A 23,339-nucleotide genomic window follows, 5' to 3' on the forward strand; every position below is an offset into this window, starting at 1 on the left:
CAAAAAGATTTAAAAATTCAGACAAGGGTGTTTTAATTATGCGCAAGGGAAGAGTCAGGCTGGTTTTGTACATTATCACCGCTCTGATGGCGTGTCTTGTTTACAGGTTATATCAGATTCAGGTTGAACAATATGAAGTTTTTTCTTCGGCGGCATTCAGGCAGCGAAGCCGTATGACGCCGGTTTATCATGAAAGAGGGCAGATTTTCGACAGAAACATGATACCGTTTACCGACCGGACTACCGAATACGTTGCCGTGCTTCAGCCTGCAATATTTCCGCGTGACCGGAAAGTTTGGGAAACGGTGGCTGATGCTTTGAAGACCAGTATTGAGGATTTTACCAATTTTTCAATATACAATGCTTCACCGGTGATATACCGTATTGATGAAGGCGCAGCCAGGATGTTTATCGAAAATCCGGTAAAGGGAGTTTCAATTGTGGAACGGAAAGTCAGAACCGATAAATCTATGCCTGCGGCGCATATTGTAGGATATACCGATGAAACCGGAACTCAGGGAATGTCTGGGGTTGAAAAAGCCTATCAGCATATTCTCAGGTCGGATAACGCTGTTTATGCTGTTGCGACAACAGATGCGAGATACCAGTATCTCGAAGAATACGGATACAGGCTCATGGAAAGCAGGGCTGATGAACCGCTAAGTGTTAAACTCACCCTTGATTATCATATGCAGAAACTGGCCGAGGAAGTAATGGACAGGATGATGGTTTCGGGCGCCGTTGTGGTGATAGACGTGTTAACCGGCGACATACTGGTTCTTGCCAGCAGGCCGGGATTTAACCCCGCGAATATTTCCGAATATCTCAACGATGAAAGGCAGCCCCTTTTTAACAGGGCAATAGCCGGTTATACGCCGGGATCCATTTTTAAAATAATAACTACCGCAGCCGCCCTTGAAGAAAATTTCGATCCCGAGGTTACTTTTGACTGCCCCGGATTTATCCGGGTTGGTGAACAGGTTTTCAAATGCTGGAATTATGAAGACGGAGGCCACGGCATACTGAATTTGACGGAAAGTTTTGCCCAGTCGTGTAACAGTTATTTCATACATCTTGGAATTCAGCTTGGTGCGGAAAAGATGCTTGATATGGCTAAAAAATTCGGCCTTGGAAGCACCACCGGAATCAGTGAGCAGTTGATTCCCGAATATGAGGGAATGCTCCCTGATATAAACGAGTTAATCGGAGACGGTAATATCGCAAACCTTGCAATGGGACAGGGGAAAATACTCGTCACGCCGGTACAGGCAGCGGGTATGGCGGCAATTATAGCCAATGGCGGTATCCGCCATACCTTTAATATAGTGGACAGCATTGTCAACAGCGAGGGTGAAATAGTCAGGGATATGAAAAAAAGGGAATGGAAACGGGTAATTTCGAGGGAGACGGCAACAGCCCTTATGAAGATGATGGAAGCCACAGTGGAATACGGAACGGGTAAGCGTGCGGATATATGGGGGTACGGCGGTTCTGCAGGGAAAACCGGAAGTGCCGAAACGGGAATGTTTGATGATGAACGACAGATTATTCATGCATGGTTTACCGGATATTTTCCTTATGCTGAACCGAAATACGCCATGTGTGTTTTTGTGGAGGACGGAACGGGAGGGGGCACTTCCGCGGCCCCTGTATTTGCGGAAATTGCCGCAAGAATTATGGAATGGGAGGAGAGCAGATAAAATTATCAGACAAAATGAAAAGCCTATCGTATTTGTTGGTGTAAGGAGATCATTGGTGAGGTGATTGACCGTATGCAAAAAAGATTATACCGCAGCACCCGCGACAGGGTTTTCGGAGGTGTGTGCTCCGGGCTGGCTGAATATGCCCAGGTCGACAAGGGCCTGTTAAGATTTCTGACTGCAGTAGCTATCATTGCTACCGGTGTTTTCCCCGGATTAATCTTATATATATTGTGCGTTCTGATTATTCCGACAGAAGACGCAGTTTTCAAGGATAAAATGTATAATAACGGAGAACAGACACCACACTACTCGGCTTCGAATCCGGAAAACGCCCGTTTGGTTATCGGCGTGGCGCTTATTCTGATTGGGCTTTTTGCCCTTGCAAGACTTATCTTCAAATGGATAGACTACCGTTACATCATTCCTCCGGCACTGGTAATAATCGGCGCGATACTGGTATACAAAAGCAGGGGGCACTCTGAATGAAAAGAAAAAGTACCGTGGGGTTGGTTCTGATTTTTATTGGCATTATATGGATTATGGATTTGGTGGGCGTTATGGAGTTGGATTGGACCAAAGCGCTTAGAACGCTTTGGCCTGTTATTTTTATTGCGGCAGGCATATCGCTTCTGTTCGATAGGAACAGGTTCATTTCAATTTTGGCGTGGATTCTGGTATTTGTGGTATTTATAGGATTTTGCATTATCGATGAGGTTGAAAAGGATTTTGAGTTTGAGAAGGACAAATCGGATTTTAAATATGTGGAAGCAGATATAGTACCGGCAGCGGACGAAATATTTTTAGACGGAGCAACTGAGGAAGGAAAGCTCATTATTGAGCTGGAAACCGCCAAAGTAAATATTGAGGATGGACACGGCGAATTACTGGCCAAACTGGATACCGATATTCCAAATCTTGAGCAGCAGTTTGCCGAAGGAAAACAGGCCGTTCTGAGATACATGCACCGGGAAACTGAAAAAAGCAACATAGCCGGAAATTTTACGCTGTGGATTAATCACGACATACCATGGGAAATGGACACAACGTTGTCGGTAGTTGACGGGAAACTAAATCTCAGTAAAATTCCTGTAAAAAAGTTGAATCTTAAATTGGGAGTGGGAGATCTTGACCTTATAATCGGGGACAGACAGGAACATATGACAGTAAATATTCAGGCAGGAGCTACAGATCTTGACATATACATTCCTGAAAATGCAGGATTAATGGTTAAATCGGGAAGACTTTTATCCAACATTTCATTTCATAATATAAACATGGTAAATAAAGATGATGTGTACATTTCCGATAATTATGATGAAGCAACTCAGAAAATAGAGATGCAAATCCAGTCTGCAGTCAGCACAATTGAAATCTTTGCACAATAGTATATTTTCCCTCTTATTTCCTGTAAACCGAAAAAATAAATGTCTATAAAGCTTGAATTTAAGCGCATTTGCAAAAAACGGGTTAGTACGAATTGGAAAAAACCTTGCAACATGATAAAATTGGAAATATAATGTTTTTAGATTTCAAAGAAGGAGGTTTTTTCCGTGGCGTATCCAATCCGTGTATTAGTTGCTGACGACAATGTGGAATTTGGTGAAATTGTATGTGATTACCTATCAAATTATGATGATTTGGAGGTAGTAGGGCGGGCAGAGGACGGTTTGGAAGCAATAAAACTGATAGATGAAACCAACCCGAATATTGTTATTTTGGACATTATTATGCCTCATATGGACGGATTGGCAGTATTGGAACACTACCATAAAGCTCCCTCTTCTACCAAGCCCAAATTCATTATTCTGTCAGCAGTGGGACAGGACAAAATAACACAGCAGGCGGTTAATCTCGGGGCAGAATATTATATCGTAAAGCCTTTTGATCTGGAAATCCTGGTTGAAAGAATCAGACAACTGGGAAAAGGGGATAATTTGGTCAGCCGTCCTGAAACAGCGCCGAAGCCACCCAAACAGCAGCAGTCAGCAAAGCCTGTCAGCCTGGAAAGCCGTGTCACCCAAATAATGCGGGATGTAGGAGTACCCGCTCATATTAAAGGGTATCAGTATATGCGAGATGCAGTACTTCTGGTTGTTGATGATATGGAAATGATAAGTTCTGTTACAAAAAGACTGTATCCTGAGCTTGCCAAAAGGTATAAAACCACTCCAAGCCGGGTTGAACGTGCCATCAGGCATGCTATTGAAGTTGCATGGACCAGAGGTCAGGTGGAGACTATACATGAACTGTTTGGATACACAATAAACACAAAAAAAGGCAAACCTACAAACTCTGAATTTATAGCAATGATCGCAGACAAGCTGCGTCTTGAAAATAAAGTGAGCTAAATTGAAAATATAACGCATAAATTGTAAAATTTAAGGTATCAGAGCAGCTCTGATACCTTTTTTTTGGAGGTAATTTTTATGATTTTGCAGCAGGCTTTAGCTCAGTCGCACGAATACGCAAAAAAGGTTGTGAGGGAAGGTGACACCGTAATTGACGCCACCTGCGGTAACGGTCATGACACTTTGTTTCTCGCCGGACTGGTGGGAGATTCAGGAAAAGTGTATGCTTTTGATATTCAGAAGGAAGCGTTGGGGATCACACGGAAAAGACTTCTGGAAAACGGGATGCTTCACAGATGTTTTTTAATTCCTGACGGGCATCAGAACATGCACCGTTATGTTAACCAACCCGTTAAGCTTGTTTTGTTCAACCTTGGGTACAGGCCCGGCGGTGACCATTCAATATGCACCAGAGGGGAGACAACCATAAAAGCCGTCGAAACAGCCCTTAATCTGCTGGTGGTTCACGGCCTTATTGTTTTGGTCATATATCACGGCGGAGATACGGGTTTTGAAGAACGGGATTATCTGCTGAAAGCGCTTCCTGATTTAAATCCCAAAAAAGCTGCAGTTATGATGACAAGTTTCATTAATCTTCCGAATAATCCGCCTATTCTCGTATGTATTGAAAAATTGGGCTAAGACAGCGGTTACGTGTTAAAAAAACAGGGTAAAAAATAAATAAACATAATTGTTAAAATTTTAGCAAAAACTTGGCTTTATTTTATTGAAAAGATTGTTCAATTACGTTATAATTCTTAGTAATTGTTGTTAATAATGCTGTTATTAGTGGTGATACTGAATGATAATTTAATATAAATGGCGTTTTATGATGAACAATTCTAAATAATCATGAGGTGGGTTAATAATGGCTACAATGGACAAGATTAACGACCTTTATGCCAGGAGACAGAAAGCTTTGCTCGGCGGCGGTGAGGAACGTATCAAGAAGCAGCATGAATCGGGCAAAAAAACCGCCAGGGAAAGAATTCAGATGTTACTGGATCCTGACAGTTTTGTTGAAATCGATGCCTTTGTAGAAACTCGCAGCATCGAATTCGACATGCCAAAGAAAAAGGCATTGGGAGATGGCGTCGTTACCGGATACGGTACGATAGACGGGCGTTTGGTGTTCGTTTCGGCTCAGGATTTCACCGTAATAGGCGGTTCACTGGGCGAAATGCATGCGAAAAAAATAACGAAAGTCATGGATATGGCCATGAAAATGGGTGCGCCGTTTATCAGCATTAATGATTCAGGCGGCGCGAGGATCGAGGAAGGAATTGATGCTCTTAGCGGTTTTGGTGAGATATTCTACAGAAACACCCTTGCTTCAGGCGTAATACCCCAGATATCGGTCATAATGGGTCCATGTGCTGGCGGAGCGGTATATTCCCCGGCCATTACCGATTTTATCTTCATGGTGGATAAAACCAGCCATATGTTTATAACCGGACCTCAAGTAATAAAGCCGGTAACCGGTGAGGATGTGACCCTTGAGGAACTCGGCGGGGCCGAAACCCATAATACATTAAGCGGCGTGGCTCACTTCAAATGTGCAAACGAAGAGGAATGCATGAAGCAAATCAGACGTCTTATAGGTTTTCTACCCGACAATAACCTTTCAGACAGCGAACTTGTCAATACAAACGATGATGTTAACCGTATAATTCCGGAACTGAATTCCGTTATTCCCGATGATGCAAATAAACCATATGACATGAAGCAAATCATACTTTCGGTTGTTGACAATGCCGATTTCCTTGAAGTGCAGGAAGGCTTTGCAAGGAATATAATTGTTGGTTTCGGCCGCATTAACGGCAGAACGGTGGGAATAATTGCAAATCAGCCGCAGGTTAATGCAGGAGCGCTGGACGTGGATTCGTCAGACAAAGCGGCCAGGTTTGTAAGATTCTGTGACGCGTTCAATATTCCCATTGTTACATTTACCGATGTTCCGGGGTATTTGCCCGGTGTTAAGCAGGAACACAGCGGAATCATCCGTCACGGTGCAAAACTTTTATATGCTTTCTCAGAAGCCACCGTACCGAAAATAAATGTTATTGTCCGCAAGGCATACGGTGGGGCGTATATTGCGATGAACAGCAAACATCTTGGCGCTGATATTGTATTTGCATGGCCCACTGCCGAAATAGCGGTTATGGGTCCTGAAGGCGCTGCAAACATTATTTTTAAGAAAGAAATCGGTCAGGCCGATGATCCGATAAAATTCCGCGCTGAAAAAATTCAGGAATACAGGGATAAGTTCTCAAATCCGTATATAGCCGCAGCAAGAGGCTATGTAGATGATGTGATTGAACCGGCCAGGACAAGAATACACATTGCTTCTGCCCTCGAAATGCTCGTTGGCAAGAGGGAAACAAGGCCGGCAAAGAAACATGGAAATATTCCTCTGTAAAACAATATTCTGTACCGCCGAATGACAAACGACATTAAGAAAATGTTAATCTGAGAATTATGGAGGTATATAATATGAGGAAGTTTATTGTAACCGTTAACGGACATCAATATGAAGTAGAAGTTGAAGAAGTAGGTGCAGTACAGCCTGCGGCACCTGTTACGCCCGTTGTGACGCCTGCCGCTCAGGCAGCTCCCGCTCCGGCACAGGCTGCTGCAACCGAAGCACCGAAGGCTGAAGCCCCGAAACCGGCTCCGGCACCGGCGGCATCGGCACCTGCAGGCGCGGTTAAAGTAAACGCCCCAATCCCGGGAACCATTCTTGACATTAAGGTTAATCCGGGCGACAGGGTAAAACGCGGCGATATTCTGCTTATTCTGGAAGCAATGAAGATGGAAAACGAAATTCTGGCGCCGCAGGACGGTACTGTAGCTGCAATACATGTTTCCAAGGGAACAACTGTTAACAGTGGTGATCTGCTCGTATCGTTAAACTGACAGGATAACCTGTTTGGGCGGAATTTGGCGGTTGCCACGCGAGTTCAACAAAACCGGTAAAGGAGGCTTAAAGCCATGGGAATAAAAATAACTGAAACCGTTCTCAGGGACGCGCACCAGTCGTTGATAGCCACGAGAATGAAAACTGAAGACATGCTTCCGATAATTGAAAAAATGGACAAAGTGGGTTATCATTCTTTGGAATGCTGGGGCGGCGCAACCTTTGATGCGTGTCTTCGTTTCCTGAATGAGGATCCCTGGGAGAGGCTCAGAAAAATAAGAGACAAGGCAAAGAACACAAAACTCCAGATGCTTCTGCGCGGGCAGAATCTTCTGGGATATAAACACTACGCCGACGACGTGGTTGAATATTTCGTTCAGAAAGCGGTTGCCAACGGTATTGATATTATCCGCATATTTGATGCATTAAACGACCCGAGAAACGTTGAAGTGGCAATAAAGGCAACCAAGAAGGAAGGCGGCCATGCACAGGCGGCTGTGTGCTATACTATAAGTCCTTTTCACAGTCTTGAACAGTTTGTAAAGGACGCAAAGAAGTTGGTTGAAATGGGTGCCGACTCAATATGTATTAAGGATATGGCCGGACTTTTGACGCCATACAATGCTTATGAGCTTGTAAAAGCCCTGAAGGAAAACGTAAAGGTCCCGATTCAGCTGCATACCCACTATACCAGCGGAGTTGCTTCAATGACATACCTGAAAGCCATTGAGGCAGGATGTGATGTGGTAGACTGCGCCATTTCGCCGATGTCAATGGGAACAAGCCAGCCACCCACCGAAGCAATTGTGGCAACGCTGCAGGGAACGCCTTATGATACCGGGTATGATTTGAAATTGCTGTCGGAGATTGCCGATTATTTCCGTCCGCTGAGGGAAAAGTATCTAAAATCGGGGCTGCTGGATACCAAGGTTCTCGGTGTGGATATCAACACGCTGCTGTATCAGGTACCCGGTGGTATGCTTTCGAACCTTGTTTCGCAGCTCAAACAGTTCGGCAAGGAGGACAAATTTGAAGAAGTTCTTGCGGAAGTGCCGAGGGTACGCGAAGATTTGGGATATCCGCCGCTGGTTACACCCACAAGCCAGATTGTCGGAACTCAGGCCGTTATGAATGTTATTTCAGGCGAACGTTACAAGATGGTTCCGAAAGAAACCAAAGCGCTTGTTAAGGGCGAATATGGGAAAACCCCTGCACCGATAAAGGAAGAAATCATTAAAAAGATTATAGGCGATGAAAAGAGGATTACATGCCGTCCTGCCGATCTGCTCGAGCCCGAACTGGATAAGATCAGGGACGAAATGAAAGAGTACCTTGAACAGGATGAAGACGTGCTGACCTATGCACTGTTCCCGCAGGTTGCAAAGAAATTCTTTGAATACAGAAAGGCTGCAAAATATAAGATAGATCCCGACATGGTGAATTATGAGGAAAGAGTTCATCCGGTTTAAGGTCTGCGGCAGTGGCCGATTGCGTGAAAGAGAGTAGTATATAAGAGGCGGTTTACCGCCTCTTTTGTATAATTGCCGGAAAGGTTGAAATAATTTTCAGCGAACAGGGAGGAAATATTCATGATCAGATTTGATTATAAAAAAGCCGAAGGTTTTATTCACGAGCATGAAATAGAATATTTGAAGCCTATGGTCGAGACTGCCCATACCATGCTGCATCAAAAATCGGGCCCCGGAAATGATTTTCTTGGATGGCTTGAACTGCCTGTTTCCTATGATACGTCTGAATTTTCCCGTATAAAGGAAGCTGCGGAACGTATCAGAAACAATTCCGATGTTTTCATTGTAATCGGCATAGGGGGTTCTTACCTTGGCGCAAGAGCGGCTATAGAAGCGCTTGCCCATTCGTTTCACAATCTCCTTCCGAAAGAGAAAAGGAAAGCCCCGCAGATTTTCTTTGCAGGCAATCAGATAAGCTCCACTTACCTTGCCGAACTTTTGGACATTATAGACGGAAAAGACATATCCGTTAATGTGATATCAAAGTCGGGGACAACAACCGAACCCGCCATTGCTTTCAGGATTCTTAAGGATTATATGGAGAAAAAATACGGAAAAGCCGAGGCAAGAACCAGGATATATGCCACTACCGACAAAGCCAGGGGAGCGTTAAAAACCATGGCGGATACCGAGGGGTATGAAACCTTTGTTATACCTGACGATGTCGGGGGCCGCTTTTCGGTATTGACTGCCGTGGGGCTTCTTCCGATAGCCGTTGCCGGAATTGATATCGACAGCATGATGGAAGGTGCCCGTGCAGGCTATGAAGAATACAGAAAGCCTTATGAAGAAAATCCTGCGTATTTGTATGCAGCCTGCAGGAACATATTATATCGGAAGATGAAAACCATAGAAATAATGGTGAATTATGAACCTTCGCTTCACTATGTAACCGAGTGGTGGAAGCAGCTTTTCGGAGAAAGTGAGGGAAAAGATGGCAGAGGGATATTTCCTGCCGGCGTTGATTTTACAACCGATTTGCATTCCATGGGGCAATATATCCAGGACGGTCTGAGGAATATATTTGAAACCGTTCTGAATGTTGAAAAGCCGAGAAAGGAAATATTTATCACCAAAGACGAAAAGGATCTTGACGGATTGAATTATATTTCAGATAAAAGTCTTGACTATGTGAACCGGAAGGCTATGGAGGGAACAATTCTGGCCCACCATGACGGCGGAGTTCCCAGCCTGGTTGTAAATATACCTGAAATGACACCGTATTACTTTGGACAGATGGTTTATTTCTTTGAAAAAGCCTGCGGGATAAGCGGCTATCTTCTGGGAGTGAATCCTTTTGATCAGCCCGGCGTGGAAGCATACAAGAAAAACATGTTTGCTCTGCTGGGAAAACCGGGCTATGAGCAGGAAATGAAACGGCTTGAAAAGCGGTTGCAAGGCGGGCAGAGATAATTTTTTGAAAGTCAGGTAAATACTGAATTTTACCTGACTTTTTCATTAAGAATGGGTATAATTTTCAAACATGGTATTGATCATTACCAAAAATTTGATCTATAATACAATCATTAAATGTTTTCTTTGATTAATATTTGCATAACTAAGTTTATTTGCCTGAAATGATATGTCACATCCTGCAAGTGTAATAAATTTTAGAGAGAAAGCATATAATTTCAGAGGCGAATGCGCCTTTTTATAAGGGGGTTCTTTTGTGAAGGTGAAAGAGAAAGTGGCCACTAATATTTCATATTCAGAATCAGGCAAGAATGTTGACAGCAAACAGGGGAATTCACAGAAGAAACCGTTGAATGGGAATTCCGCAAATTTTGAAGAACTTGATGCGGACAAAAATGACTGGATTTTTGCTCTTTCTCATGAATTAAGAACGCCTCTGAATGTTATTCTGTCCACTATTCAGTTAGCGCAGCTGGGAATGAAAAAATGTGAAGACAGCGAATACAGCAAAGTGAAGACAAAATATCTTGAAATTATGAAGCAGAACTGTTACCGCCTCCTTAAAATGGTGAATAATCTTATTGAGATTAACAGGTTGGATTCAGGATTTTTTAACATAGATTTGAAAAACGAAGACATTGTTAATATAGTACGGGAAATGACCTTTTCTGTTACAGAATACGCGAAAATAAAGAATATTGACATAGCATTTGAAAGTAACAAAGATCATCATATCGCAGCAATAGATATTTTTCAGCTCGAACGCATAATGTTAAATCTTCTGTCCAATGCCATAAAATTTACTCCTTCCGGCGGAAATATTAAAGTCATTCTGAAAGTGGAGGAAAAGGAAATACTAATATCGGTTTCGGATACCGGTCCCGGGATTCCCGAAGAATATGGAAACATGATATTTGAAAGGTATTGCCAGACAAGCGGGAAAAGTCTGATAGAGAAAAAGGGCAGCGGAATGGGGCTGTATCTGGTGAAGAAACTTTTGGACAAGATGAACGGAAGGATATGGTTTTGCAACAATGAAGACAAAGGCGCCACTCTGACCTTTTCGCTGCCAAATCTGCAACTGCCCCAGTCGTGTACAGTGAAGGAAGAGCTTTCTCCCGATTATATAAAAAGCAGGACCGAGTATCTTGAAATAGAATTTTCGGATATTTATGTCATATAAATTTCTGCTTGACAACTTCAATTAGTTCGTGTATAGTTGAATTGACAACAAAGTAGAAGTGTCCACTTCTCACCCTGTGTCCTGTTGACTTCAGGGTTTAAATCGTAGCAGTATGTTGCTGTGATTTAACGCAGGTGAAGTGGCTTACCTGCTTTTTTATTTGTCAAATTTATGTTTAAATTAAAAACTATACTACATACCCTTGAATTAATGGGTTAAAAATACGGAGGTGTTATTTATTAAGAAAGATCAGATTCAGGTGAATAGTCAGATCAGGGATAAGGAAGTAAGGTTGATTGATGTTGACGGCACAATGCTGGGAATTATGTCAGCCAGGGAAGCTCAAATGAAGGCCAATGAAAGGGATTTAGACCTGGTTAAAATTTCACCGAATGCAAATCCCCCTGTCTGCAAGATTATGGATTACGGCAAGTATTTGTATGAATTGGCCAAAAAGGAAAAGGAAGCAAAAAAGAAACAGGCCAGTATCTCTGTGAAAGAAATCAGGCTTTCGGCAAAAATTGAAGAGCACGACTTTGCGTTTAAAGCAAAAAATGCAATAAAATTTCTTAAAGACGGGGATAAGGTTAAAATATCCATAAGGTTCAGAGGCAGGGAGATGCAATACACCTCCATGGCTTATGACGTAATTGACAGGTTTGCCGAAATGATAAAGGAATACGGTAAGATGGAAAATAAGCCTACAATGGACGGCAGAAGCATGTCAGTTACGTTCGCACCCATTAAGGATAAGCAGTAAAGGGTATAATTGCAGAGCCTACAATCATGGCAGACTTTATTTATAGCAGAGGAGGTTTTATCCATGCCAAAATTAAAAACCCATAGTTCTTCGAAAAAAAGGTTCAGAATAACGTCTAACGGTAAGGTAAAACGGAATAAAGCATATAAAAGTCATATTCTTACCAAAAAGTCTTCAAAGCGGAAGAGAAATCTTCGCAAAGCAACCATTGCTTCGTCCGCAAATACTGCGACAATTAAGGCAATGCTTCCATACAAATGATTAGAAAGAGGTGTGAAATATGGCAAGAGTTAAAGGCGGTGTCAGAACACGGGCAAGGCATAAAAAAATCCTGAAACTTGCTAAAGGTTACTTTGGTGCAAAAAGCAAATTATATAGAGTTGCCAACCAGGCTGTTATGAAGTCCCTGATGTATGCATATCGGGACAGAAGACAAAAGAAAAGAGAATTCAGAAAACTTTGGATAACAAGAATAAATGCTGCAGCAAGAAGAAACGGTATTTCATACAGCCGGTTTATGAACGGACTTAAAAAAGCCGGCATTGAACTGAACAGAAAAGTCCTTGCCGATATGGCTGTGAATGATGCTGAGGCGTTTGCAAAGCTTGTTGAAAAGGCCAAAGAACAGTTAGCGTGATAAAGCGGCTTATTGCCGCTTTTTTTTTATTCCGAAAGTTTTTTCATTTTTATTACAAAGTAAACGGAGAGGTACAAATTCATGGAATAAAGAGATATAATTCTCATTGTAAAGAATGCTTTTGATAAAATGTTAAAAAGGTGAAGAGGATTTTTGTCTGTCTTTTGCGTATATTATTATACGAAAAAACAGGACAAAGGATCGGGGAGCTTAAAAAGTGGCAGATATAAGTAATGTCAGGGAATTTTTTATACTAATCGGGAATTACTTGGGACTGGAGAAACCTTTGGACTTTTTTCTGATGATTATTGATATAGGCATAATTTCATATATTGTGTACAAGGTTATCCAGCTTGTACGTGAAACCCGCGCAATGCAGTTGGTAAAGGGCATACTGATTATTGTCATCGGCCTTAAAGTAGCCCAGTTAATAGGCCTTAAAACGGTAGCTTTTATTCTTGAAGGCGCCATATCGTTACTGGGTTTTTCGTTGATTGTCATTTTCCAGCCTGAACTCAGACGAGGACTTGAAAAAATAGGTAACAGCGGATTTCAAAATTTGTTGCCGCTGGACTCTGACGAGGATCAACTCAGAACAACGGCTGCGATTGAAGAAATAGTAAAGTGCTGTACACACCTCTCACAGGAATATATTGGCGCCCTGATAGTGATTGAAAGAAACACCAAAATAGGTGATGTAATAAATACCGGAACACAAATGGATGCAATAATATCCTATGAACTGCTGACAAATATATTCACGCCCAACACGCCCCTGCATGACGGTGCCGTAATAATACGAAACAATAAAATAAAAGCGGCAGGCTGTTACCTGCCGCTTACTGAAAATACCACACTCAGCAAGGAACTTGGGACAAGGCACAGGGCTGCGCTGGGCATAACCGAGGTTTCTGACGCTATATCAATCGTTGTTTCGGAAGAATCAGGGAAGATTTCCTATGCTCATAACGGAAACCTTACACGGAACCTTACTCCTGATACCCTGAGAAAGGCGCTGTACCGTTTCCTTATTGACAAAAACACGAATAAAAAGCGCTTTTGGTTCAGAAAGGTGAAAACCAATGATTAAAATAAAAAATATAAACTTAAACAAGATTGTGGAAAAGGATTCGTTTTTAAGGGTAATATCGGTACTTATCGGTATTTTGATCTGGTTTATAGTCCTTGATCACCAAAACCCGCTTGTAGAGCGTACAATTTCAATTCCCCTGAGAACAAATGTGCAGATACTTGATTCCAGCAATATAAGATTGGTTTCATCAAATATCCCCACCAATGTGGATGTTGTTATAAAAGGAAGGAAACAGCGTGTTGATAAGGTTACCGCCAACGACTTTGAAGCATTTCTGGATTTCAGCGGAATTCAGGATACCAGCATCACCGAATTGAGGATAGATCTTCCCAAATATACAGGAGATCAGGATATTATTGTTGCCGATGTCAATCCTAAAGTTGTAAAAATAAGGCTGGAAAATATAGTAAGGAAAGAATTTCCCGTTAATGTAAAGTGGGTTGGTGAACTTCCGGAAGGGTATGAAATTGTAAATGTCAAGTTAAATCCCAACACCGTCATTCTGCAGGATTTGGAAAGCGTGATGGACAGCGTGGAAAGCGTTGTTGTGTCGGTGGACGTTGAACAGGTGTTGACGGGTGAGACAATAACCAAACGGATAGAGGTGTATAACAGCAACGGCAGGCTTATATCTTCGCTTGACGGAAGTGTTCAGGTTGCCGTAGATTACAACGTTGCAAAAACTGTACCGGTTTCCACAACTCTTACAGGAGAACCTAAAGATGATTATTATGTTCAGGATTATACATTATCCCAGAATACAGTCAAAATTACAGGGAATTATGATGTGCTGAAGAGGATAGAATCCATAGAGGCCGAACAGTTAAGTGTCGAAAACGCAAGTGAATCCTTTCAGAAAGATTTAAATTTAATTCTTCCTGATAATGTCCAGCTTTATAATAGCCCGCCCTTTGTAACGGCGCATGTGAATATCAGGAAATATTCGCATAAAATTGTGACCATCCCAAGGTCATCGATAACCATTTTCGGAGGAGATATCAGCGGTCAGACAAAATACAGAATCCTTGAAGACGAGATAACCTTCAGCGTGAAGGGACCTTCGGAAATACTGGAAACATTGAATGTTAAATCGGTTAAAGGCTTTGTTGATGTTTCGGGCACAACCGAAGGTGTTCAGCCTGTTATAGTCCGTATATCCCTTCCGTCCGGAATATATCTTGAAGGGGAAGTTTATGTAAATATTGAAACAGAAAGGGCCACACCCTCACCAACACCTACACCCACGCCCGTCCCGGGCAGTGAATCCGAATTATCGCCCACACCTGCTCCAAATTCGGAAGGAACGGGAGAAAGCCCGTCCGGTACATAAATTATATACTTGTGTACCTGAATTTCTTTGTGTTAAAATAGTAACCGATGTCGTTTTTTGGAGGTGCATATGAATACTGCGGCGGGCATATTGGGCTTTTTGCCCGGTCTGTTGGGCGGTGTGGCCATTTTTCTGTTCGGCATGAACATGCTAAGTGACGGACTTCAAAAGGTTGCCGGCGAAAAGCTTAAATATATAATAAGTATTCTGACCAACAATCCTATCATCGGAATTCTGGTCGGCACTGCCGTATCGGCAGTCATTCAGAGCAGCAGCGCTACAACGGTAATGGTTATCGGGTTTGTCAGCGCAGGCTTAATGACTCTGAAACAGGCAATAGGAGTTATAATAGGTGCCAATATCGGTACAACAGTAACTGCCTGGCTTGTATCCATAGATATCGGTGAGCTGGCGTTACCCCTTGCAGGGATAGGTTTTATTCTTTACTTTTTTCCGAAATCAAAAAAAATAAAAAATATAGGATATATAGTTTTTTCGTTCGGGCTCCTCTTTGTAGGCTTGAATGTAATGAGCGATCAGATGGCTCCCCTTGCGAAGTCTCAGGCTGTGGCAGACACGATGCTAAAGGTAAGCAGTGACAGATTTTTGGGTCTGTTTATAGGTACGGTATTTACAGCCATAATCCAAAGCAGCAGCGCGGCTATTGCGATTTTACAGAAGCTGGCACTGCAGACGACTGCATCAGGCGAGCCGCTGATAACACTTCGTGCAGCACTTCCCATTCTTTTCGGAAGCAATATCGGGACAACGGTTACTGCGCTTCTGGCGTCGATAGGCGCAAGTGTAAACGCAAAAAGGGCTGCATTGACCCATACTATTTTTAATGTGGCAGGCAGTCTGATATTTATTTGTCTTATAAATCCTTATGAGTATATAGTTTCCATATTAATGGGCGGAAGTATCCAGCCGCATCGGATGGATTTGGCCATAGCCTACTCCCACAGTATATTCAATATTGTAAATGCTGTTCTTTTTGCGCCTTTCATAGATTTGCTCGCGAGATTGGTTACGCGTGTATACAAAGGAAAAGGTGAGCTTACCGACAGGGTTCTTGTGTATATCGGCGATAAAGTCTCGTCTCCGGCGGTTGCCATGGATCTCGCCATGAGGGAAATGGTGAGGATGGGCAGGTTAATTCAGAAAATGATATCCTGCACAAAAACAGTCATACTGGAACAGAAGGAATCGCTGATAAAGGATGTCGAGGAAATGGAAGAAACAGTCGATATGCTTCAGAACGAAATATTAAATTACCTTTCAAAAATTATTTCCGAAAATACACTGAGCGAATCGGAATCAGTAAGATTGACCGGATACATGCGCATAGTTCATGATCTGGAACGAATAGGCGATCATTGCGAAAGTTCGACACTGCTGGGGCAGAATAATATGGAAAATAAAATTCAGTACTCCGAAAAAGCGTTGGTCGAAATCCGTGAAGCTTTTGAGAAAATTGAACTTATCATGGATCAGACTCTTGTTGCCTTGGAAAATAATGATAAAGATTTGGCATTGTCGGTACTGTCTGAAGAAAATAAAATGGATGACATAGAAAAAGTTTTAAGGGAGAGGCATCTGGAACGCCTGAAAAGGGGTGAATGCAACCCGGTTACGGCTGTAACTTACGTGGAATTAATCCATACGATTGAACGAATGACCGACAACTGCAAAAACATTGCGGAATCGGTCATTGATGATATAAATCACCGGCTGGCCGGACACTATGATACCGAAGGCAGAGCTCTGGAATATAAAATGCTTAAAAACATTAATTAAATAAAAACTATATCAGGAAGGAAAATGAATGGTGGGAATAGAACTTAATGATTTTCTGCAACAGTTTTTCAGCAACCCTGCACTTGCAATAACTGTAATTCTGACTTTGGGAGTTATCTTTGTAAACGGCTGGACCGATGCGCCTAACGCAATAGCGACATCTATTTCAACCAGATCAATGGGTCCGAGAGCAGCCATTATTATGGCCGCAATATTTAACTTTTTCGGCGTGCTTGTAATGACGCTGTTTAATTCAATGGTGGCGCAGACTATTTACAGTATGGTGGATTTCGGTGGAAATCCCCATGATGCGCTTGTTTCTTTGTGTGCTGCGCTGTTTGCCATTGTATTGTGGGCAACTGCAGCATGGTGGTTTGGTATTCCTACCAGCGAAAGCCATGCTTTGATTGCGGGCATAACAGGGGCTGCAATAGCCGTTCAGGGAGGACTGGCAGGGATTAATCCACGGGAATGGGTAAAAGTTATTTACGGCCTGTTCCTTTCCCTGTTTATGGGATTCATAATGGGCTGGATAATTGTAAAACTGGTTGAGCTGATTTTCAGGAATTTTAACAGAAGAAAAACGTCGGTATTTTTCCAGTATGCCCAGATTGTCGGCAGTGCAGGAATGGCATTTATGCACGGCGCGCAGGACGGACAGAAATTCATGGGTGTTTTTCTGCTGGGGGTTTTTTTGGCCCAGGGCAGGACTGATGTCACCGAATTCGAAATACCCATCTGGCTTATATTCCTATGTTCGGTCGTGATGGCCCTTGGAACTTCCATCGGGGGTTACCGAATAATAAAAGCCGTTGGTATGGACATGGTCAAACTGGAAAAATATCAGGGTTTTTCTGCCGATCTGGCATCTTCGTTAAGCCTTTTTATAGCTTCTGTTTTTGGCTTGCCGGTAAGCACGACTCACACAAAAACAACTTCAATTATGGGAGTCGGCGCGGCAAAAAGGCTGTCAAATGTCAACTGGGGTGTGGTTAAGGATATGGTAAGTGCATGGGTGCTTACCTTCCCCGGATGTGGTATAATAGGCTTCCTGATGGCAAAATTATTCATGCTGGTTTTTTAACGGACTGTTTTTTAGTTCGTGACTGTAAGGAACAGTGATTATAAAAAGTTAAAAATATTAAAAAAGAGGTATAGGAGTATGGCGAGAAAAAGAGGCGAAGATTATTTTGACACTTTTGTCAGACTTGTTGATCATTCCTGTAAAGCGGCAAATTTGTTATATAACATTATGAATGATTTCAATGCTGAAGAACTTCGTGATAAAATGAGCGAGATGCACGAAATTGAACATGGCGGAGATACCGAAAGGCATGCAATGATCCGCAGGCTTTCACGGGAGTTTATAACGCCAATAGATCGTGAGGACATCATGGCGCTGGCCGATGCAATTGATGATGTAACCGACACGATAGAAGATGTCCTGTTGCGCCTGTATATGTTCAATATACGGAGTATCAAGGAGCATGCAAAGCAGATGGCAGAGATTATTGTAAAATGCTGCAATGCTTTGAAAAAGGCGGTGTCGGAGTTCAGGGATTTTCAAAAATCGAAGGTTTTGCATGACTTAATTGTGGAAGTCAATGTTCTTGAAGAAGAGGGGGACAGGATTTATACCGACGCAGTTCACCATTTGTATGTTAACAGCAAAAACGTAGTTGAAATAATGGCATGGGATCAAACCTATGATTATCTGGAAAACTGCTGTGATGCCTGTGAGGAAGTTGCAAACGTGATTGAATACATTATGCTGAAAAATTCCTGAAACCGGGAAATTTGTTGATAGTGCTGACGGCATTGGAGTATAATGATTGTGGAATTTTTGTGAGAAATTGTTAAAGAGTCTATTTAAGCGTTAGGAGGAATTATTTTGGGAAGACTGTTCGGAACTGACGGGGTAAGAGGTATTGCCAATTCAGAACTGACATGCGAGTTGGCGTATAAACTGGGAAAGGCCGGGGCTTATGTCTTGGCCGAGGAATCGAAAGGTACCCCGAGAATTGTTATAGGTAAGGATACAAGACGATCGGGTGACATGCTTGAAAAGGCCCTTATCGCAGGGATATGTTCCGCCGGGGCCGAAGCGATATGCCTTGGTGTGGTTTCAACGCCGGCGGTTGCGTATCTGACACGTCATTACAACGCGGATGCCGGAGTTGTTATATCAGCATCCCATAACCCCGCGGAATTTAACGGGATTAAGTTCTTTGACAGGCAGGGGTATAAACTGCCTGACAGCGTTGAAGAGAGGATTGAATCCATAATTCTTGACAACAGTGAGGAACTTCCAAATCCTACGGGATGTGCAGTTGGACGTGTAACCGAAATAAAAGGAGCAAAAGAGGATTACATATCTTATCTTAAAAATACGGTAAATACATCTTTTGAAGGTTTGAAAATAGCGCTCGACTGTGCAAACGGTGCAGCGTATGAAACGGCGCCGAGGGTTTTCCGCGAACTGGGAGCCGACGTGATTGTAATAAACAATACCCCTGACGGTATGAATATTAATGTAAACTGCGGATCAACCCATATGGAAATGCTGAGGGAAACCGTACTGGCAAACAAATGCGATCTTGGTCTCGCATTTGACGGTGATGCCGACAGAGTTCTGGCAGTTGATTCTGAAGGAAACTATGTAGACGGCGACAAGATTATGGGTATTATCGGCCTTGAACTCAAAAGGCGGAATAAACTGCCCCAAAATACGATTGTTGTCACTGTCATGAGCAATATCGGATTTGACATAATGGCAAAGGAACACGGACTGGTGCTGGAAAAAACAAAAGTGGGCGACAGGTATGTGTTGGAGCATATGCTGAAAAACGGATATGCTCTTGGCGGTGAACAATCAGGGCACATTATCATGCTGGATTACAACACTACCGGCGACGGTCAGCTTACGGCGCTGCAACTGGTTCAGATTGTGAAGAATTCCGGAAAGAGTCTGGCCGAACTGGCTTCGATAATGAAAGTATATCCGCAGGTCCTTAAAAACGCACGGGTTAAAAACGAAAACAAAAACAGATTTATGGATGACCCCGAAATTGCTGCAAAATGCAGGGAGCTGGAAAATGCTTTCCATGGCGAAGGCAGGGTTCTGATACGTCCGTCGGGAACAGAGCCCCTGGTACGGGTAATGATCGAAGGCAGGGATTATGACTATATTTCAAAAAAAGCTGAAGAACTGGCTGAGTTTATAGAACGGAAGCTGGGATAGGAACAATTTAGGTAAAGTTTTAACCGGATGGTTTAACCACACAACTTCAGGGGTGAAGACAGGTGAATGTTGAAATAAGGGAATATACGAAAGCCGACGTGACGGAAGCCGTTAAAATATGGAACGAGGTTGTTGAAGAAGGCAATGCATTTCCGCAAACCGAGCTTCTTGATGAAAAAGGCGGGCATGAGTTTTTTTCACGGCAGTCGTTTACGGGTATTGCTTTTGACACCGAAACCGAAGAAATTGTAGGGCTTTACATACTTCATCCCAATAACGTCGGCAGGTGCGGGCACATTTGTAATGCGAGCTATGCAGTAAGGAAGGACATGCGTGGAAAAGGAATCGGCGAAAAGCTCGTTCAGCATTGTATGAGCAAGGCAAAAGAGCTGGGATTCAGAATTTTGCAATTTAATGCGGTGGTTAAGTCAAATCAGAGAGCGCTCCGCTTATACGAAAAATTAGGGTTTGTTAAACTTGGAGTTATTCCCGGAGGATTTTTAAATAAAGACGGTACATATGAGGATATTATTCCTCATTACCGTGTATTGTAGTCTGAGTTTATTACAGGCACGGAATCCAATATAAGTTGTAATGAAGTCCCCATTCTACAATCGTTGAGATTTGTAGGTGGGGATTTTTATTATTTTCGTTAATTGTTGACATGAATAAGGTTATGTTATATTATTAAATAGTAATTCATAAAAACCTAAAATATTTTATTATAATATAAAGTAAGTCTATGATTTTTTTACAAACAGATTTGAGGGGGACTTGCAATGCAGAATTCGAACATAAGAACAACGCCCTATAACAAGCCGCTGTTGGAACAAAGAGCCGATCCGTATATATACAGGCATACTGACGGATATTATTATTTTACGGCCTCGGTACCGGAATATGACAGAATTATTTTAAGAAAATCTGAAACAATTAAGGGATTAAGAAATGCGGAAGAACATGTTATATGGAGAAAACATGAAAGCGGTGAGATGAGCAAACATATATGGGCTCCGGAAATACACTACATTAATAATTCCTGGTATATTTATTTTGCGGCGGGAAAAGCCGAAAATCAGTGGGAGATAAGACCATACGTGCTGGAGTGCAGGGATGCCGATCCTGTTGCGGGTGAGTGGAAGGAACTGGGAAAGATGCAATGTGCCGATGAGGACGAATTTTCTTTCCGCTCTTTTTCGCTGGACGGGACGGTATTTGAAAACAACGGAAAATATTATTTTGTATGGGCTGAAAAAGTGGGAGTGGGCAGACAGATTTCAAATCTGTATATAGCCGAAATGGAAACACCGTGGAAATTAAAGACCGTGCAGGTTATGCTGTCAACCCCTGACTATGACTGGGAGCGGAGAGGATTCTGGGTGAACGAGGGACCTGCGGTTCTAAAACATGGCGAATACATATTCCTTACCTATTCGGCCAGCGATACCAGCGCCAATTACTGTATGGGAATGCTTTATGCAAATAAAAATTCCGATTTACTGGATCCGTTGTCATGGAAGAAGTCCAGGTACCCTGTATTGGCTACCGACAGGGAAAAAGGAATTTTTGGGCCCGGACATAACAGCTTTACAAAATCAGAAGACGGCACAAAAGATATAATGTTTTTCCATGCAAGGCAGTATGAAGAAATAATAGGTAATCCTTTATATGATCCCAACCGTCATACATTAACAATGGAAATCGGCTGGAGTGATGACGGAATGCCTGTTTTTGAGTATCAAAAACAGGTTTATGAATAAATTAGCGGGGGAGTTGAAAATGAGGAAAAAAATTATATTCATGCTGGCCGTCGGGGCTTTATTACTGACTGCGGCCTGCGGGAAAAGAACAGCGGGCAATGAAGTCCCGGCCGAAACGAAGGATAATCGTGCTCAGCCTACCGGCACTGAAAGTAATGACTCGGATACAGGCGGGATTGTCATCGGAAGGGATGTTAAGTTAACTGCGGACAATCCGATTAATTACTCCTTTGCCAACGTTTCTGTTCATGATCCGTCAATAGTCGAAGACAACGGCACCTATTACATATTCGGATCCCATCTGGCGGCTGCAAAGTCAAAAGACCTTATGAACTGGGAATTAATCGGTTCGGGAGTGAACGCCTCCAACCCCATAATTCCCAATGCCCTGGAGGAAATGAGGGAGGCCTTTGAGTGGTCCAAAACCAACACTTTTTGGGCTCCTGACGTAATACGCTTAAAGAACGGAAAGTATTACATGTATTATTGCACCTGCGAAGGGAGTTCTCCTTTGTCTGCGCTGGGCGTTGCCGTATCTGACGACATTGAAGGACCGTACAGGGATCTCGGTATTATACTGAAATCGGGGATGGGATATGATATGCCCAGTGAAGACGGAAATATGTATAATGCCAATGTGCATCCGAACGTTGTTGATCCATGTCTGTTCTATGACACTGAAGGAAGGCTTTGGATGGTATATGGCTCATATTCCGGCGGGATTTACATTCTGGAAATGGATCCCGAAACGGGTTTTCCCCTTAATAAGGGATATGGTAAAAAAATATTGGGAGGAAACCACGCACGGATTGAAGGCCCGTTTGTATTATACAGCCCTGAGACCGGGTATTATTACCTGTTTTTATCCTTCGGAGGTCTTGATTCAAAAGGGGGTTACAATATAAGGGTTGCCCGTTCGAAAAATCCCGACGGGCCGTATTATGATGCAAGCGGAAATGATATGATAAACTGCAAGGGTGCGCCGGGAACCTTCTTTCATGATCCGTCCATAGAAGGATATGGTGTCAAGCTGATGGGCGGTCACCGGTTTGCATGGATTGAGGGTGAGCAGTCGAAAATACGTTTTGGGTATCTTTCACCGGGGCATAATTCTGCGTATTATGATGAGAAGACGGGTAAGTATTTCCTCATCTTTCACACAAGATTTGAAGGCAGGGGCGAAGTCCATGAAGTTCGCGTTCATCAGTTCTTCATAAACGAGGACGGATGGCCGGTTGTGGCTCCTTACAGGTATACTGGGGAAACATTGGGAACATATACGAAAGAACAGGTAACAGGAATTTATAAATATATAAACCATGGAAAATCCATTAACAGAGAGGCGATAGTATCTGAGTTGATTCAACTGAATGAGGATTATACGATTACGGGAGCTGTAAAAGGCACCTGGAAACTTAAAGACGACGGAAGAAGTGTTGAGATTGTCATCGGTGAAGAGGTCTATAAAGGCGTGTTCGTAATGCAGTGGGATGAATACGGAAAAAAGAATGTTATGACTTTTACCGCTCTTTCGGATACAGGCGTTGCGATATGGGGAAGCGGTATTTGGGCCATTGAATAGTTTGCCGGATCATTTCTGATCCGGCTTTTTTAATTTTTTTGGTATT

22 protein-coding genes are annotated in these 23,339 nt (G+C 42.7%); all 22 read left to right on the forward strand.

Annotated features, from left to right (window positions below; all coding sequences use genetic code 11):
* Positions 1-38: 38 nt before the first annotated feature.
* The 22 genes from CST_RS05130 (at position 39) to CST_RS05235 (ending at position 23,293) form a co-directional block, all read left to right on the forward strand.
* Positions 39-1,700 carry a peptidoglycan D,D-transpeptidase FtsI family protein gene (locus tag CST_RS05130; RefSeq protein ID WP_034837968.1) on the forward strand — a complete coding sequence of 554 codons (1,662 nt, stop codon included), beginning with the start codon at positions 39-41 and terminating at the stop codon, positions 1,698-1,700.
* 72 nt (positions 1,701-1,772) lie between these two features.
* Entirely contained in the window at positions 1,773-2,189 is a 417-nt protein-coding gene (locus tag CST_RS05135) for a PspC domain-containing protein (RefSeq protein ID WP_015358780.1), read from the forward strand.
* The gene (locus CST_RS05140; RefSeq protein WP_015358781.1) at positions 2,186-3,088 is read left to right on the forward strand and encodes a LiaI-LiaF-like domain-containing protein; all 903 of its coding nucleotides are present in this window, start codon (positions 2,186-2,188) and stop codon (positions 3,086-3,088) included. Before CST_RS05135 ends, CST_RS05140 begins: the two co-directional genes overlap by 4 nt.
* A gap of 165 nt (positions 3,089-3,253) precedes the next feature.
* A complete protein-coding gene (spo0A, locus tag CST_RS05145; RefSeq protein ID WP_015358782.1) occupies positions 3,254-4,051 on the forward strand; it encodes a sporulation transcription factor Spo0A in 798 nt (265 codons plus the stop codon).
* A gap of 78 nt (positions 4,052-4,129) precedes the next feature.
* Positions 4,130-4,693 carry a tRNA 5-(aminomethyl)-2-thiouridylate-methyltransferase MnmM gene (gene mnmM / locus CST_RS05150; RefSeq protein ID WP_015358783.1) on the forward strand — a complete coding sequence of 188 codons (564 nt, stop codon included), beginning with the start codon at positions 4,130-4,132 and terminating at the stop codon, positions 4,691-4,693.
* 226 nt (positions 4,694-4,919) lie between these two features.
* On the forward strand, positions 4,920-6,470 hold the full coding sequence (locus CST_RS05155) for an acyl-CoA carboxylase subunit beta (protein ID WP_015358784.1): 1,551 nt from the start codon (positions 4,920-4,922) through the stop codon (positions 6,468-6,470).
* A gap of 74 nt (positions 6,471-6,544) precedes the next feature.
* A complete protein-coding gene (locus CST_RS05160) occupies positions 6,545-6,967 on the forward strand; it encodes a biotin/lipoyl-containing protein (protein WP_015358785.1) in 423 nt (140 codons plus the stop codon).
* A 75-nt stretch (positions 6,968-7,042) separates the two neighbouring features.
* Positions 7,043-8,437 (forward strand): oxaloacetate decarboxylase subunit alpha, encoded by a 1,395-nt coding sequence (locus CST_RS05165; protein WP_015358786.1) that lies wholly within the window; start codon positions 7,043-7,045, stop codon positions 8,435-8,437.
* A 120-nt stretch (positions 8,438-8,557) separates the two neighbouring features.
* A complete protein-coding gene (locus tag CST_RS05170; RefSeq protein ID WP_015358788.1) occupies positions 8,558-9,910 on the forward strand; it encodes a glucose-6-phosphate isomerase in 1,353 nt (450 codons plus the stop codon).
* Positions 9,911-10,166: 256 nt separating this feature from the next.
* The gene (locus CST_RS05175; protein WP_015358789.1) at positions 10,167-11,093 is read left to right on the forward strand and encodes a sensor histidine kinase; all 927 of its coding nucleotides are present in this window, start codon (positions 10,167-10,169) and stop codon (positions 11,091-11,093) included.
* A 229-nt stretch (positions 11,094-11,322) separates the two neighbouring features.
* Positions 11,323-11,853 (forward strand): translation initiation factor IF-3, encoded by a 531-nt coding sequence (gene infC, locus CST_RS05180; protein WP_015358790.1) that lies wholly within the window; start codon positions 11,323-11,325, stop codon positions 11,851-11,853.
* Positions 11,854-11,916: 63 nt separating this feature from the next.
* Positions 11,917-12,114, forward strand: a complete 198-nt coding sequence (gene rpmI / locus CST_RS05185; RefSeq protein WP_015484955.1) for a 50S ribosomal protein L35 — start codon at positions 11,917-11,919, stop codon at positions 12,112-12,114.
* Between the two features lie 19 nt (positions 12,115-12,133).
* A complete protein-coding gene (rplT, locus tag CST_RS05190; RefSeq protein ID WP_015358791.1) occupies positions 12,134-12,490 on the forward strand; it encodes a 50S ribosomal protein L20 in 357 nt (118 codons plus the stop codon).
* Positions 12,491-12,707: 217 nt separating this feature from the next.
* Complete coding sequence (gene cdaA, locus CST_RS05195) at positions 12,708-13,580, forward strand: diadenylate cyclase CdaA (protein ID WP_015358792.1); 873 nt, start codon at positions 12,708-12,710, stop codon at positions 13,578-13,580.
* Positions 13,573-14,913, forward strand: coding sequence for a CdaR family protein (locus tag CST_RS05200; protein WP_015358793.1), 1,341 nt, complete (start codon positions 13,573-13,575; stop codon positions 14,911-14,913). Before cdaA ends, CST_RS05200 begins: the two co-directional genes overlap by 8 nt.
* A 69-nt stretch (positions 14,914-14,982) precedes the next feature.
* Entirely contained in the window at positions 14,983-16,710 is a 1,728-nt protein-coding gene (locus CST_RS05205) for a Na/Pi cotransporter family protein (RefSeq protein WP_015358794.1), read from the forward strand.
* Between the two features lie 28 nt (positions 16,711-16,738).
* Positions 16,739-17,794 carry an inorganic phosphate transporter gene (locus CST_RS05210; RefSeq protein WP_015358795.1) on the forward strand — a complete coding sequence of 352 codons (1,056 nt, stop codon included), beginning with the start codon at positions 16,739-16,741 and terminating at the stop codon, positions 17,792-17,794.
* 78 nt (positions 17,795-17,872) lie between these two features.
* Positions 17,873-18,496, forward strand: coding sequence for a DUF47 domain-containing protein (locus tag CST_RS05215; protein WP_015358796.1), 624 nt, complete (start codon positions 17,873-17,875; stop codon positions 18,494-18,496).
* Between the two features lie 105 nt (positions 18,497-18,601).
* Complete coding sequence (glmM, locus tag CST_RS05220) at positions 18,602-19,951, forward strand: phosphoglucosamine mutase (RefSeq protein WP_015358797.1); 1,350 nt, start codon at positions 18,602-18,604, stop codon at positions 19,949-19,951.
* A 62-nt stretch (positions 19,952-20,013) separates the two neighbouring features.
* Complete coding sequence (locus tag CST_RS05225; protein WP_015358798.1) at positions 20,014-20,505, forward strand: GNAT family N-acetyltransferase; 492 nt, start codon at positions 20,014-20,016, stop codon at positions 20,503-20,505.
* Positions 20,506-20,730: 225 nt separating this feature from the next.
* Positions 20,731-21,711, forward strand: coding sequence for a glycoside hydrolase family 43 protein (locus CST_RS05230; RefSeq protein ID WP_015358799.1), 981 nt, complete (start codon positions 20,731-20,733; stop codon positions 21,709-21,711).
* 19 nt (positions 21,712-21,730) lie between these two features.
* Complete coding sequence (locus CST_RS05235; RefSeq protein ID WP_015358800.1) at positions 21,731-23,293, forward strand: glycoside hydrolase family 43 protein; 1,563 nt, start codon at positions 21,731-21,733, stop codon at positions 23,291-23,293.
* The last annotated feature ends 46 nt before the right edge of the window (positions 23,294-23,339 follow it).

The organism is Thermoclostridium stercorarium subsp. stercorarium DSM 8532 (assembly GCF_000331995.1).
In the GTDB taxonomy this organism is placed as follows: domain Bacteria; phylum Bacillota; class Clostridia; order DSM-8532; family DSM-8532; genus Thermoclostridium; species Thermoclostridium stercorarium.

Coding starts and splice junctions, on each gene's coding strand:
- CST_RS05130 (WP_034837968.1), top strand. CDS start 39: ATGCGCAAGGGAAGAGTCAGGCTGGTTTTGTACATTATCACCGCTCTG.
- CST_RS05135 (WP_015358780.1), top strand. CDS start 1,773: ATGCAAAAAAGATTATACCGCAGCACCCGCGACAGGGTTTTCGGAGGT.
- CST_RS05140 (WP_015358781.1), top strand. CDS start 2,186: ATGAAAAGAAAAAGTACCGTGGGGTTGGTTCTGATTTTTATTGGCATT.
- mnmM (WP_015358783.1), top strand. CDS start 4,130: ATGATTTTGCAGCAGGCTTTAGCTCAGTCGCACGAATACGCAAAAAAG.
- CST_RS05155 (WP_015358784.1), top strand. CDS start 4,920: ATGGCTACAATGGACAAGATTAACGACCTTTATGCCAGGAGACAGAAA.
- CST_RS05160 (WP_015358785.1), top strand. CDS start 6,545: ATGAGGAAGTTTATTGTAACCGTTAACGGACATCAATATGAAGTAGAA.
- CST_RS05165 (WP_015358786.1), top strand. CDS start 7,043: ATGGGAATAAAAATAACTGAAACCGTTCTCAGGGACGCGCACCAGTCG.
- CST_RS05170 (WP_015358788.1), top strand. CDS start 8,558: ATGATCAGATTTGATTATAAAAAAGCCGAAGGTTTTATTCACGAGCAT.
- rpmI (WP_015484955.1), top strand. CDS start 11,917: ATGCCAAAATTAAAAACCCATAGTTCTTCGAAAAAAAGGTTCAGAATA.
- rplT (WP_015358791.1), top strand. CDS start 12,134: ATGGCAAGAGTTAAAGGCGGTGTCAGAACACGGGCAAGGCATAAAAAA.
- CST_RS05200 (WP_015358793.1), top strand. CDS start 13,573: ATGATTAAAATAAAAAATATAAACTTAAACAAGATTGTGGAAAAGGAT.
- CST_RS05205 (WP_015358794.1), top strand. CDS start 14,983: ATGAATACTGCGGCGGGCATATTGGGCTTTTTGCCCGGTCTGTTGGGC.
- CST_RS05210 (WP_015358795.1), top strand. CDS start 16,739: ATGGTGGGAATAGAACTTAATGATTTTCTGCAACAGTTTTTCAGCAAC.
- CST_RS05215 (WP_015358796.1), top strand. CDS start 17,873: ATGGCGAGAAAAAGAGGCGAAGATTATTTTGACACTTTTGTCAGACTT.
- CST_RS05230 (WP_015358799.1), top strand. CDS start 20,731: ATGCAGAATTCGAACATAAGAACAACGCCCTATAACAAGCCGCTGTTG.
- CST_RS05235 (WP_015358800.1), top strand. CDS start 21,731: ATGAGGAAAAAAATTATATTCATGCTGGCCGTCGGGGCTTTATTACTG.